13 protein-coding genes are annotated in these 12,892 nt (G+C 64.2%); 3 read left to right on the top strand and 10 right to left on the bottom strand.

Annotated elements, in window-relative coordinates:
- Window position 1: 1 nt before the first annotated feature.
- From uxaC to ACQCST_RS03845, 8 genes are all read right to left on the bottom strand, one after another.
- Window positions 2-1,429, bottom strand: a complete 1,428-nt coding sequence (gene uxaC, locus ACQCST_RS03880; RefSeq protein WP_426998031.1) for a glucuronate isomerase — start codon at window positions 1,427-1,429, stop codon at window positions 2-4.
- 90 nt (window positions 1,430-1,519) lie between these two features.
- Complete coding sequence (locus ACQCST_RS03875; RefSeq protein ID WP_426998030.1) at window positions 1,520-2,584, bottom strand: LacI family DNA-binding transcriptional regulator; 1,065 nt, start codon at window positions 2,582-2,584, stop codon at window positions 1,520-1,522.
- A 120-nt stretch (window positions 2,585-2,704) separates the two neighbouring features.
- Entirely contained in the window at window positions 2,705-3,616 is a 912-nt protein-coding gene (locus tag ACQCST_RS03870) for a sugar phosphate isomerase/epimerase family protein (protein WP_426998029.1), read from the bottom strand.
- A 5-nt stretch (window positions 3,617-3,621) separates the two neighbouring features.
- A complete protein-coding gene (locus ACQCST_RS03865; RefSeq protein ID WP_426998028.1) occupies window positions 3,622-4,788 on the bottom strand; it encodes a Gfo/Idh/MocA family protein in 1,167 nt (388 codons plus the stop codon).
- Window positions 4,785-5,633 carry a sugar phosphate isomerase/epimerase family protein gene (locus ACQCST_RS03860; RefSeq protein WP_426998027.1) on the bottom strand — a complete coding sequence of 283 codons (849 nt, stop codon included), beginning with the start codon at window positions 5,631-5,633 and terminating at the stop codon, window positions 4,785-4,787. The genes ACQCST_RS03865 and ACQCST_RS03860 overlap by 4 nt, the downstream gene beginning before the upstream one ends.
- Before the next feature lie 2 nt (window positions 5,634-5,635).
- Window positions 5,636-6,559: a carbohydrate ABC transporter permease gene (locus ACQCST_RS03855; protein ID WP_426998026.1), complete on the bottom strand. Its 924-nt coding sequence runs from the start codon at window positions 6,557-6,559 to the stop codon at window positions 5,636-5,638.
- A complete protein-coding gene (locus ACQCST_RS03850; RefSeq protein ID WP_426998025.1) occupies window positions 6,556-7,563 on the bottom strand; it encodes a carbohydrate ABC transporter permease in 1,008 nt (335 codons plus the stop codon). Before ACQCST_RS03850 ends, ACQCST_RS03855 begins: the two co-directional genes overlap by 4 nt.
- A gap of 5 nt (window positions 7,564-7,568) precedes the next feature.
- Window positions 7,569-8,921 (bottom strand): ABC transporter substrate-binding protein, encoded by a 1,353-nt coding sequence (locus tag ACQCST_RS03845; protein ID WP_426998024.1) that lies wholly within the window; start codon window positions 8,919-8,921, stop codon window positions 7,569-7,571.
- A gap of 200 nt (window positions 8,922-9,121) precedes the next feature.
- On the opposite strand from ACQCST_RS03845, the gene ACQCST_RS03840 reads away from it, so the two are divergent.
- From ACQCST_RS03840 to ACQCST_RS03830, 3 genes are read left to right on the top strand one after another with little or no spacing between them, the layout of a single operon-like run.
- Window positions 9,122-10,216 (top strand): LacI family DNA-binding transcriptional regulator, encoded by a 1,095-nt coding sequence (locus tag ACQCST_RS03840; RefSeq protein WP_426998023.1) that lies wholly within the window; start codon window positions 9,122-9,124, stop codon window positions 10,214-10,216.
- Window positions 10,217-10,266: 50 nt separating this feature from the next.
- On the top strand, window positions 10,267-11,088 hold the full coding sequence (gene nadE, locus ACQCST_RS03835; RefSeq protein WP_426998022.1) for an ammonia-dependent NAD(+) synthetase: 822 nt from the start codon (window positions 10,267-10,269) through the stop codon (window positions 11,086-11,088).
- A 33-nt stretch (window positions 11,089-11,121) separates the two neighbouring features.
- A complete protein-coding gene (locus tag ACQCST_RS03830) occupies window positions 11,122-11,478 on the top strand; it encodes a DUF5655 domain-containing protein (RefSeq protein ID WP_426998021.1) in 357 nt (118 codons plus the stop codon).
- A gap of 65 nt (window positions 11,479-11,543) precedes the next feature.
- On the opposite strand, the gene ACQCST_RS03825 is transcribed toward ACQCST_RS03830, so the two are convergent.
- Complete coding sequence (locus ACQCST_RS03825) at window positions 11,544-11,855, bottom strand: hypothetical protein (protein WP_426998020.1); 312 nt, start codon at window positions 11,853-11,855, stop codon at window positions 11,544-11,546.
- Between the two features lie 127 nt (window positions 11,856-11,982).
- Window positions 11,983-12,891: a rhodanese-like domain-containing protein gene (locus ACQCST_RS03820; protein WP_426998019.1), complete on the bottom strand. Its 909-nt coding sequence runs from the start codon at window positions 12,889-12,891 to the stop codon at window positions 11,983-11,985.
- Window position 12,892 lies beyond the last annotated feature (1 nt).

Raw genomic sequence — 12,892 nt, 5'->3', positions numbered from 1 at the left:
GTCACAGCTTAAAGACCCTTCGCGGGGAGGAATCGACGACGTCGACGATCAGTTCGTGGGCGCGTTCTTCGCTGACACGGTGCTCGGCCACCAGCCGGGCCAGGAAGGAGGCCTCGATCCGGCGGGAGGCGTCGTGGCGGGCCGGGATGGAGCAGAAGGCGCGGGTGTCATCGATGAAACCGGAGGACCGGGAGAACCCGGCGGTTTCCGTGACGGCCGAGCGGAAGCGGAGCATGGCGTCCGGTGCGTCCAGGAACCACCAAGGCGCACCGAGGTACACCGACGGGTAGAAGCCTGCGAGCGGCGCCAGTTCCCGGGAGAACACGGTCTCATCCAGGGTGAACAGCACCAGGTGGAAGTCCTTGGCGGTGCCAAAGTCCTGCAGCAGCGGGCGGATGGCCTCGGTGTAGTTGACGGCGAACGGGATATCGTGGCCGGTGTCCGCGCCGAAGGCGTTGAACGTGGGCTGGTGGTGGTTGCGGAACGAGCCCGGGTGGATGGTCATAACGAGTCCGTCGTCCACGGACATCCGCGCCATCTGGTACATCATGTGGGCCTCGAACTGTTCGCCGTCGTGGCCGCTGGCCTGGCCCGAGCGCAGGCGGTCAAACAACCTGGAGGCGTCCCCGCCGTCGAGTTTGAGCGTTGCCGGCGTGCGGACGCCATGGTCCGCCGAGACTGCGCCGTGTTCCACGAAATAACGACGGCGGTTCGCCAGGGCGGCGATGTACCCGGCATAGCCGCTGGCGCCGTCGCCCGCCGCCGCAATCATGCGGTCCACATTGGCGGACCACAAGGGATTCGCGGGGTTCAGGTAGGCATCCGGGCGGAACGTGGGCAGGACCCGGCCGTGGAAGGTGGGATCCTGCGCGATGGCCCGGTGGCTGGCCAGGTCATCCAGCGGATCGTCCGTGGTGGCCAGCACCTCGATGTTGAAGTCCTTGAACAGCTCACGGGGACGGAAGCCCGGCTCCAGCAGCTTGGCCGAGATCGCGTCGTAGCTGGCGTCCGCGGTTTCGGCGCTGATCTCATGCTGCAGGCCGAACACGCTGTGGAACTGGTTGCGCAGCCAGTAACCGGAAGCGGTGCCCTCAAACAGTGGCCAGGCCTTGCAGAATTCGCGCCAGACCGTCCGGGAGTCCGGCGCCGGGGCTTCTGCGCCGGCCGGCGCGCCAGCCTTGGGCCCCAGCCGTTCCAGCGGCACACCGCTGGCGTGGATGAGCCGGGTGACGTAGTGGTCCGGGCTGACCAGGAGCGCCGCGGGGTCAGGGAAGGGCGTGTTGTGCTCGATGACGGCGGCGTCAACGTGGCCGTGCGGGGAAATGATGGGAAGGTCCCGGACCCGGTCCATGAGGTCTCGCGCAATGCTGCGCGTTCCGGGATCCGCGGGAAAGAGCCGGTCGGGGTTGGCGGCAATCGACTGTGACATAAATCAATAGTCGTCATTCCGGCAACCAATTGTCAACCGGTTGCCAATAATTGCCAAGACGTTGCCGTTGGGCGTCAGTACGCCCCGGTCCTACGTCAGTGCCGTGACGAGGCGCCCGCTGGAACCGCGGACCACGAGCCGGGTGCTCAGGACCAGCGGTCTGGCGCCCGGAACGCCGGAGCCGGCCAACCCGCCGGGACGGTGGCCGGACCCGGGTCCGCGGGAAATCGCGAGCAGCTGCTCAAGGGCAACTGCCCCACACTCCAGCAAGGGCGAGGCGATGCTGGACAGCTGGGGCGTTGTGAAATCGGAGCCGAAGATGTTGTCGAAGCCCACCACGCTGAACTCGTCAGGGATGTTAATCCCCGCTGCCTGGAGTTCCTGCATCAGGCCGATGGCCAGTAGATCGTTGTAGCAGAGGGCGGCTGTGGCGCCGGAGGCGATCACGTCCCGCGCGGCCTGGCGTCCGCCGTCGAGCGTGGGGCTTTTGGTGGGCACCGAAACGGACTCGAGCCGCGACCACTCGCAGGCCGCACGGAAACTCTCCCAGCGGCGTCCTGCCATCCATGAGCGCTGCGGGCCGGCGAGGAAGACGAGTCTGCGGTGGCCGTTGGCCGCCAGGTGCCGAACGGCCTCCCCCAAGCCGGGGCCGACGTCGGGGACCACCGAGGCGACCTCGTCGACCAGGCGGTTGATGACCACCACCGGTTTGAAGGCGGACAACTCACGGATCTGTGGATCGGGCATGCGCGGGCTGGCCAGTACGATCCCGTCGGTGGCCGGCGCCATGCGCGTGGCAACGGTGAACTCAGTCTCGGCGGATTCTGCAGACTCGGCGAGGATCATGGTGAAACCGCTCGCCGCTGCGGCCGCTTCAGCTCCGCGGATGACGTCGAAGTAAATCGGGTTGGTGATGTCGGAGACGATGAGGCCAAAGGTGTTGGTCCGGCCGGTCGGAAGTGCCCGGGCGAACGGGTTCACGGTGTAGTTCAGCTGGGCCGCGGCGTCTTCGACCAGTTTCTGGGTCTTGGTGCTGACGCGGCCGGGCTTGCCGAGAGCCCGCGAAACCGTGGAGGCATTGACACCTGCCAGCTTGGCGATGTCGTAGATGGTGGCCTTGGAGTCGGCCGGTTTGGATTTTCTCGCCGTCGTCATGCGGTGCCCGTTCCGTGCTGCGGTGCAAGTTGCCCTGCCGATCCTACGGCAAAGCAGCCGGTCGCCGCGGTGCCCGCGGGGGGACCCGGCAACCGGCCGCCTGTGCCCGGCATCAGAATCCTAGGAGGCTGTGGCCGGGTTGTGGACCACCAGCCCCGCCAGGGCAGCCGTGCGCCGCAGATAGTCAAGGTTGCCGGCTGTCCTTTCCGCGAGGGGGAGTTCAGTGGAGAAGTCCTCCACCGTGACCCAGTCGTCGTAGCCGGCCGCGGCAAGCGCCCGGAAGTAGGCCAGGACACTGCCCTGGCCCTCGGCCAGCGGCGCCCATTCGTGTGCCCACACTGCCGCTCCGGATTCGTCCTTTGTGTCCTGGCGCACCCAGCGGGCGTTTTTGACATGGACATGGGCCAGGTACGGGCCCAACAGCTGAAGGGCGGGAAGCGGGTCTTCCCACCCCTCAATGATCAGGTTGCCGAGGTCATGGATAACACCCACGTGCCATGGATCCAGGCCATCGAGCAGCCGGCGCGCAGCAGACGCGGAGGACGTGATAGTGCCGTGATGCAGCTCCACGAGCGCCTTGACGCCGTGGTGCGCCGCACGTTCGGCAATCCACTCATAGTGCTCTCGGGTGGAGTCGAAGAGCTGTGGGTACGGGATGCCGCTGGGGTCCTGTCCGCCCATGGTCGAGGTACCCAACGGCAGGACATTTACACGGACCTGCCTCGCCCCCAGCGCCGCAGTGGCCGCGAGAATGCGCTCCACGTCGCCATGGTTATCGCAACGCGCGTAGCCGCCGAGCCCCGAGAATTCGAGGGAGGCCTGGCCTGTGATCCTGGCGATCTCGGGCAGGGAGTCCTCCAGCCCGGCCATCGGCCAGGTTGCCCGGTTCCCGGCCCAGAATCCGGGCTCCGCAGAATCGGCCTGATCCGTGACGCGCCATTCGATCCCGTCCCATCCCTGGGCAGCGAGGGTCTGCGCGGCCTCTTCCGGAGTCCACTCGGGCGTGGATGCTGTGAATACTGAGAACTTCATCGCTTTCAGACGCTTTCTGCCGAAGTGTTGCCGGTCCGGACTTCGAGATCGTTGTATTTTCCTGCGAGAACATCCTCGAACAGCACAGGCTGGTTCAAGGTGGCGGACACATAGACCGCGCGGACAGCGGCAAGGGCGTTGACGGCGTCGCTGACGGTGACCCCGGGGTCACGCCCCTCGGCGATTGCGCCAAGAATGTCGCGGTATTGGCGCACATGCCCGGCAGGGTAGACGGTGGGGTCCTTGGCCTCGTAGTCCTCGGCCGGAGACTTTGCCAGTTCCTGCTCGGCCTGGTTCCCGCCGCCCTGCAATCCCATGTCGGCCGATTCACCGCCAGCGTCGGCTGCGTGGAAGTACTCCAGGCGGTCGTTGTCCACAACAGCCGATCCTTTGGAGCCCATCAGCTGCAGGCGCACCGTCAGGCCAGGATAGGCGGCCGTGGTGGCGTGAAGTACGGCGAGGCCACCGTTTTCGAATGTCACGGTGGCAACTGCGGTATCTTCAACCTCGATCCGGTCGTGCGCCAGCCGTGCAGTGCGGGCGTCGATTTCCACGGGACGCCCCATGAACCACAGCAGCAGGTCCACCGTGTGGACACCCTGGTTCATCAGTGCACCGCCGCCGTCCATGGACCAGGTGCCACGCCAGTCGCCGGAATCGTAATAGCCCTGGCTGCGGTACCAGGCTACTGACGCGATGGCGGAGGTGAGACGGCCGAACCGCCCCTGGGCAACGGCGTCGGCCACTACGACGCTGGCCTGGTCGAAGCGGTGCTGGCTGATCACGGAGGCCACAATGCCGTGCTCGGCGGCGGCCTGCGCGGCAGCCTCGATTTCCTGGGCGCGGCTCAGGTCAACGTCGAGGGGCTTTTCGATAATGACGTGCTTGCCGGCCGCGAGGACCTCCACGCCCTGCTGGATGTGCAGTCCGCTGGGCGTTGCGAGCGCCACTAGGTCTATGTCCTCGGCGGCGAAGGCCTCGGCGATTGTTGAATAGACGGCGGGCCGCCGGCGTCCGCTCTTCTCGATGAATGCCGCCAGGGTTTCAGCGGCGTCGGGAATGGCGTCAACGAGCGCGACGATAGTCGCCTGTGGAAATTCCTGCAGTGCTACGGCGTGGGTGCGGCCGATGACCCCGCACCCCGTAATGGCAACGTTCAGGGTGTCTTTCATGCGGTCTGGACTCCTGCTTCTGCGGTAACTTTTGCGAAGGCCCTGGCCGCGATCCCGAAAGCAGCGGGGCCGGAATAGCCACCCAGGCCGTGCGCGCCCGTGAGGTGGGGTTCGAGGGAGGCAAAACCGGTATAGCCGTCGGCCTTGAGCGCCTCCACGGTACGGAGCAAATCGCCGTCGCCCTCCCCTGCCGGCGTCACATTCCCAGTGGCGAAGTGGGCGTCCTTGACCTGAAGGTATTCCAGGTGCGGGCGGAGCTTTGCGTAGGCCTCGTCGAAGGGCTTCACCCCCACCTGAACGAAGTTGGCGGCGTCCCACGCCACCTTCAGGGCAGGGGAGTTCACCGTCTCGATGATGTCCAGCACACGGTCGGGAACGTCCCCGAAGATGTCCTTTTCGTTCTCATGCAACAGCACCATGCCTCCTTCCTCTGCGACGTCGGCCAGGGCGCGCAGACGCTCCATGACGTCGTCGCGGATGCTTTCCACCGGTACTGACTCGCCGTAGTAGAAGGAGAAGATGCGGATGTATTTCGTGCCAAGCACCTTGGCTGCGTTGACCGCGCGGCGCAGGCGTGCCACCTCGTGTTCAACGGGGAGGCTGACATCTACTTTCCCGATCGGCGAGGCGATTGCCGAGACTCTCATGTCCTTTTCCGCCAACAGCTCCTTCAGCCGGCGCAGCTGGTCATCGGAAAGTTCCACCACGTTGGTGCCCCAGGCACTGCGTACCTCAATGTGGTTGGCGCCAAGCGCCTGAAGAACGGCGATCTGGATGGCGGGATCGTCGTCGATTTCGTCCCCGAAACCGGACAGCAGCCAGGGTGTCTTAGTGTCCGAAACCATAGTTATTTAACTCCTCCGGCGGTGAGGCCGCCTACAAGATATCGTTGGAAAATGAGGTACAGGATGACCACCGGCGCCGCGCAGACCAACGCCGCGGCCATCATCTGGCCGTAGTACGGAATAGCGCCGCCTTCCTGCGAAGCACCGAAGATCTGCAGCGCGACGGCGGCGGTCTGGCTTTCCGGCCGCGTCATGACCGACGCGAAGAGCACATCATTCCAGCCCAGGAGAAACGCGAAGATGCCTGAGACAACAATGCCCGGCCAGCTCAGCGGCAGGACGATCTTTACCAGGACGCCGAGGTTGCTGGCCCCGTCGATGCGCGCAGCCTCCTCCAGTTCCCTGGGCAGTCCGCGCAGGTAGGTGACCATGACCCAGGTGGAGAATGGCATGGCGAACGTCAGGTAGGTGACGAAGAGCCCCCACTGCGTCCCGATGACCTGGATGCCCAGATAGGTTGACGCCGAGGAGAAGAGCACAAAGACCGGGAGCACCATCAGCGTTCCGGGAACGGATTGCAGCGCCAGCAGGCCACGCAGGATGGTGAGGCGGCCGCGGAAGGTGTACCGCACCAGCACGAAGGCCGTGGAGACTGACAGTGCCGCCGACACAACGGCGGTGGACCCCGCCACCAGCACACTGTTGACCAGGCCGGTGGCCAGGCCCACGCTGGTCCAGATCTTCGAATAGTTCTCGAACGTGACCGAGGAAGGCCAGAACTCGCCGTTGGCAACGCCGATGTCGGAGTTCACGGAAGCCAGGAAGATGTACAGCACCGGGATCAGGACTATGGCGCCGAGGAACACCAGGATGATGACCAGCAAGGGACGGGGCAGCAGCCGGGTCACTTCGTGTTGCCGGGCGGATCCTGGTCGAAAAACGCCGGCGTCGGCCGAACGGCGCGCAGTGGCGGCGGAGGTACTCATTTCTTGGCTCCTTGTGACTCGGCGTCGTCGAGCTTGACGGCGCGAAGGTAAACGAACAGCGGGATGGCGATCAGCACCAGCGAGACGAAAGCCATGGCCGCGCTGAGTCCGAAGCGGAAGCTCTGGAAACTCGTGACGTAGGTGAGGATCGGGAGAACCTCGACGTCGGACGGCGCCGGTACGCCGAACAGCACATACGGCAGCGTGAAGTTGTTGATGTGATGCAGCATGCCGATCAGGAATGCAAGTGCGAGCGGGCCCTTCAGGTAGGGAAAGACCACATAGCGGAGCTTGTTCCACCAGAGGGCACCGTCCAGCGCGGATGCTTCGTGGACCTCGTGGTCCACGGACTGCAGGCCGGAAAGGGCCAGCAGGTAGATGAAGGGCCAGGACGCCCAGATCTGGACCAGGATCAGGGTCCAGTAACTCTGCGGACCGTTGAGCCACAGCCCGGTATCGATGCCGACCGTGCCGAGCGCCTTGTCCACGATGCCGCCGGGCTGGAACATGGTGCGCCACACGGTGGCCACCACAAAGGCGGGAAGCACATAGGGGATGAGAAAGACGGACCGGACCACCGCGCGCCCCTTGAAAGCATTTTGGGTGGCGACGGCGGCGGCGATGCCCAGTGGCAGGGTCACCACCATGGCGATCAGGGAGTAGCTGACGCTCAGCCAGACAGCGTTCAGTAGTGGCGATGAGCCGACCGCTTCGACAAAGTTCTCCACCCCGATAAACGGGGCACTGACCCATTTACGCAGCGTGTACTGGTCCAGGTTGAGCGTGGACATGTAGATGCCCAGCACCAGCGGAACGACGATGATGATCAGCATCAGCGTCCCGCCTGGAATGAGCATCCACAGCGGACGGTTGCGCTCGCTCATGCCCTTACGGCGGCCTTTGGGCCCGGCAGGGGGCGGGCCGGAGACGTCCGCCAATGGCCGGGCGGCCCGGGTTGCGGCGGACTCCGCCGCAACCCGGACTTCGTTGGAAGTGTCAGACATAGTGCTTATCCCTTAGAAGCGCGGTCCAGGGACGCCTGGCCCTTGGTCTGGGAGTCCTTGATCCTGGCTTCGAGGCCGGACTCGTCCAGGCTTCCCTTGGCAAGGTCAGGGATCGACTGCACGGTCACGTTCAGCAGAGCCAGCTGGATGTCGCCCCAGGCACCCGTAAACGGGGTGGCCTTGGACTTGGCAGCGGCATCCGCAATCGGCTTGAGCTTGGGATCGGTCAGGCTCTTCAATGCCTCGGCGTTGGCGGGCAGATCACCAAACGTCTTCTGGTAGATCAGCTGCTCTTCCGTCGAGGTGATCAGCTTGATATAGGCAAACGCGAGGTCCTTCTGCTTGGAATAGTCAGCCACCACAAGGTTGTCACCGGAGAGGATGCTCGCGGCGTTGGCGCCGTCGCCCTTCGGGCTGGATTCACCGGGAGCCGTTGTTGGCATCAGCGCGTACTCGTACTTGCCGGCCACCGCCGACTTGTCGAGCGTGGGGATAGAGCTCGACGTCGTCATCATCAAGTAGCCTGCCTTACCGCTGGCAAACGCAGCAACGGCATTGCTGTTGCTCCAGCCGACCGAGGCCGGATCTACAATTTTGTCCTTGGTCAGCCAGCCGAAGTAGGTTTCATAGGCCTTCTTGACCGTGGGGTCATCAAATTTGAGGTTTTTCCCATCCACCAAAGGATTGCCGGCCTGAATGGACATGGCCCAAATGAACTTCCAGGGGTCGAAGTTGTCCTTGTACCCGGTGGCAATGCCGAAGGTGCCGTCCTTGGTCATCTTCTTGGCCTGCTGTGCCAGTTCGTCCCAGCTGGTGGCCGGCTTATCGATGCCGGCAGCGGCGAGGAGGTCCTTGTTGTAGGCCATCACGAACGGACGGCTGACAAAGGGAATGCCGGCAAGGTGGTCCTTGTCCGGACCCGAAATACCCAAGGCCGCCTGATTGAAGCGGTCCTTGCCGCCCACCTTCTTCCAGTCGTCCTCGGAGAGGGTGACGAAGGCCTTGGTGGCAAAAGCGGTGGGTGTGAATGTAGTACCGAGTCCGTAGATGTCGGGGCCCTGTCCTGACACCACCGAGGTCTGGATGCGGGTGAGTTCGTCGTTGGCCGAGGCGAACGTCTCGAACTTCACGTCAGCACCGGTCTGTGCTTTGAACTTCGCGGCGATGTCGGCCTGCCACTGCTTCTGCTGTTCGGGGTATTGGCTGATGACGCCGTTAAGGACGCTCAGTGTCTTTCCCTTTCCATCGACGGCTCCTCCGGAGCTGTCAGAACTGCTGGACCCGGAACCGCATCCGGTCAGGGCAAGAGCGGCGGCTGTAACGATCGCTGCGAGGCCGGTAGACGATGCAAACTTCATTGTTTCCTCTCTGGGACACCCACAAAGGCCACTTCCTGTGGCGCACATCACTGCGGGCGATTCGATTTCAGTCTAGGAACATGGAACGCCCTTGGCAAGCGATTGCCAAAAATTGCCATTTATGGTGAACTGGCCGGACACCGGGTGTGCAACAGCCGCTCGCGTAGCTCGTCCGGCCCCACCGATGAAAGGGTGCGTCCATGCCTCTGGCCAAGAAGCCTCAGCCAAATGCCGCCCCGGCGGCGCCCGGCCCGGAACCTGCGGTCCGGCCCGGCCACACTGCCGGCCATTCTGCTGACAAGGTGCCGACCATCCGGGACGTTGCCGAACTTGCCGGCGTCGCCACATCAACTGTCTCCCGTGCCCTTTCCAACCCCGACCGCGTCAACCGGCGGACACGGGAACGCATCGAACAGGTGGCCGCTCAACTTAACTACGTGCCCAGCTCCCAGGCCCGCGGCCTCAGTTCCGGGCGCACGTACGCCGTCGCCGTGCTGGTGCCGGACGTCACCAACCCCTTCTATTTCGACATCATCCGGGGCACCCAGAACCAGCTCAAGGCTGCCGGTTACACGCAGCTCCTGGTGGATACCGAGGAATCTTCGGAAATGGAGCTCGATGCCCTGCAGAAAATGCGCAGGTCCGCGGACGGTTTCATCCTGGCGGCATCGCGTCTTACCGACGCCCAGCTTGCCGAAGTGTCAGGCTCGCAGCCCCTTGTGACCATCAACCGCGCGTCGGCCAACGCGCCCACCGTGGTGATCGATACGCCGTCGGCAATGGTCCAGGCCCTGGAGCATCTGGTCTCCCTGGGCCACCAGCGTGTGTGCTATGTCAGCGGCCCTGCGACGTCGTGGTCCAACTCCATGCGCTGGAAGATGTTCGAAGAAGACTCGCGACAGCGCGGCCTGGAGACCAACTGGATCGGCCCCTTCGTTCCGAAAACCACCTCCGGCGCTGCGGCCGCCGACGCGGCGATACGAACCGGTGCGACGGCTTGCATCGTCTTCAACGATCTGCTCGCCATCGGGATGCTGCAGCGCCTGCGGGAACGGGGCATTCGGGTTCCGGAGGACATGAGCATTGTGGGCTGCGATGACATCTTCGGAGCTGACTTCTGCAACCCGCCTCTGACTACCATCGCAAGCCCTATTGAACAGGCCGGACGGGTGGCCGTCTCGATGCTCTTGGCGCAGCTCAATCCGCTCCACGGCGGGTCGCTCCGCCGGCTGGCCGTTATGCCCACGCACCTGACAGTGCGGGGTTCGACCGGGCAAGCGCCGGAAGTCCGCTAAATCACGGACACAGTTGAGAGCGGTTGACTCTGCTGACTAGGCTGGGACGCATGCGCGAACTCCAGGCCGAAATCATTGCAGAAATGGGCGTGCAGCCCAGGATCGACCCAGCAGGGGAGGTGCGCAAACGCGTCACGCTCCTCAAGGAGTATCTGAAGGCCACCGGCACCAAGGGCTTTGTGCTGGGAATCTCCGGCGGCCTCGATTCCTCGCTGGCCGGGCGCCTGGCGCAGCTGGCCGTGGAGGAGCTCGAGGCCGAGGGCGTGGACGCCAACTTTGTGGCAGTCCGACTCCCGTACGGTGAGCAGCACGACGAAGACGATGCCCAGGCAGCGCTGGACTTTGTCCAGGCGAAAACCGAGTGGTCGTTTAACATCTCTGCCACCGTCGACGCCATCGAGGATGAGTTCGAGAAAACCACAGGCTCTCCCATCTCCGACTTCAACAAGGGGAACGTCAAGGCCCGGTCCCGCATGATCGCCCAGTATTCGCTGGCCGGCGAGCACAATTACCTGGTGGTCGGCACCGACCACGGTGCCGAGTCCGTCACGGGCTTTTTCACGAAGTTCGGTGACGGCGGTGCGGACGTCCTCCCCCTCTTCGGCCTGAACAAGCGCCAGAACCGCGCCCTGCTGGCAGAACTCGGCGCCCCGGCCAAGGTCTGGGAGAAAGTGCCAACTGCCGACCTCCTGGACGGCAGGCCCGGCCGCACTGACGAAGACGAACTGGGCCTCAGCTACGACCAGATCGACGACTACCTCGAGGGCCGCGACGTCACCGAGGACGTGGCCGCGCTGATCGAGGAGAAGTACCTCCGCACCCGCCACAAGCGCACCGTACCTGTCACCCTGTTCGATTCCTGGTGGAATTAACCGCATCCATTTTTCCGGGCAGGTGACCTTAAAATGAACCACGACGTCGGGGCGTACTTGGCAGGGAAGCCGGCGGCCGCCGTCGAACTTTTCAAGCGGTCCAGCACCATGGTGCTGGAGGCCGGAGAGTGCGAGGAGCGGGTCCACCCCTCCGACCTGGCCTGGGCGGACAAACGGGTTTTCGCTGCCGCGTTCATTCAGTCGGGGCGGCTTGGAATCGCCATCGACATGCTTCGCCAGGTGGAGCATCCGACACTGCTTGAGGGGTTTGCCACCACCAAAAAGGTGTACACCCACCGATTCAAGATCGAGTCCCCGGAAGACCTGGACGGCAGGATCAGGGACTGGCTGGTGGAAGCACAAGACACCGTGGGGCCGGGCACCCGCTGATGTCGGCTGGCCGAACGGACGCGATCCCCCGCCCCAGCTCTGGGGGCGCGCTTTTTCATACTCGGCTACGGCCCGGAGTGACCGCACTGACCGTCGAGCTTGTGGCCGAACAATGCCGGGCTGGAGAAATCGGTGAATCCATCCGTTGTGGCAACCAATGACGCGAGGTCGCTGTTCGTGGAATGGCTTCCGTAACCCGGGGTGACGCCGGGCGGATCGGCCACGTCTCCCAGGGGATGGTTCTCATTGGCTGTGGCGTTAGCACAGTCATAGGATTCCACGAGCGGGTGAATCGTGGCAGAAGCGGCCGGCGCAAAGCCCAGGGTTCCGGCAAACAACAGAACCCCCACCGCCAGTGTTTTTTTGGTCCGGGACATTCTCGTCCCTCCTTAGCGATTAGGAGCACAGAGATCGCGCTCACTCCCTATTTACCTCTCGCGACGGCAAGAACACAATAGGCCGTGACTACCCGGCCAGGACCGGGCACCCGCTTATGGGTGTGCGTCAGGAGCCTCCGGACGCTTCGAACCCGGCCATCGGGATCCCCGCCTTGGCCGCGTGGGCGAACTTGTCGTCAATGAGTACCACCTGATGTCCGTTGGCGGCCAGAAATGAGGCGGCGATGGAGGCACGGTAGCCGCTGGCGCAGTGCACCCAGACTTCCCCCGCCGGCAGCTGATGCAGCCGGCGGGGAAGTTCATGTAGCGGGATATGGACAGCGCCATTGATGTGTTTCCTGGACCATTCGCCGGAGCGCCGCACATCCAGCACGGCCACTTGCCTGGTGCCGGATTCCGGAGAGCTCACTGAAGTCGGCACGGGGAAGCTGGCCAGTTCGCCTCCGGCCCATTTCCGTGGGTTCCCCGTGGCAGCGGCGGCCGGACGGTCGACGCCGATCCGTACAAGTTCACGCTGGGCTTCGGCGACGTCCTCCACACTGGGAGCCAGCAGGGTCACCGGCGTGCCCCAGGGGATGAGCCAACCAAGGTACGTGGCAAAGGAACCATCCAGTCCAAAGTTCAGCGTTCCGGGCGCATGCCCGGCGGCAAAAGCAGTACGGGTACGCAGGTCCACCACCCACTCGCCGGCCGCGATCCGGTTCCGCAGTTCGGCGGCGTCGGCCTGGTCCGGAAACTCCAGGTCCGGTGCCGATGGTCCGGCAAGGTTCAGCGGTGCCACCCGTGCGTAGTACGCGGGGAACGCGTCCAGCCCCTCTAGCAGGTCTTTGACGTAGTCCTCCTCGTCCTGCGTCAGGACAGCATTGGAACGTTTTTCCTCCCCGATCGTAGAGGCCGTCACGGCAGACTGGCTGATTGAGCAGAAGCTGCCGAAGCCGTGGGTGGGCAGCAATGCTGCGGACTCGGGCAGCTCCGCGGCGAGACGCTGAACGGAGTGGTACTTATAATGCGCCAAG

This window comes from Pseudarthrobacter sp. N5 (assembly GCF_050157035.1).
Taxonomy (GTDB): domain Bacteria; phylum Actinomycetota; class Actinomycetes; order Actinomycetales; family Micrococcaceae; genus Arthrobacter.
This window is presented reverse-complemented; position numbering and strand designations above follow the sequence as displayed.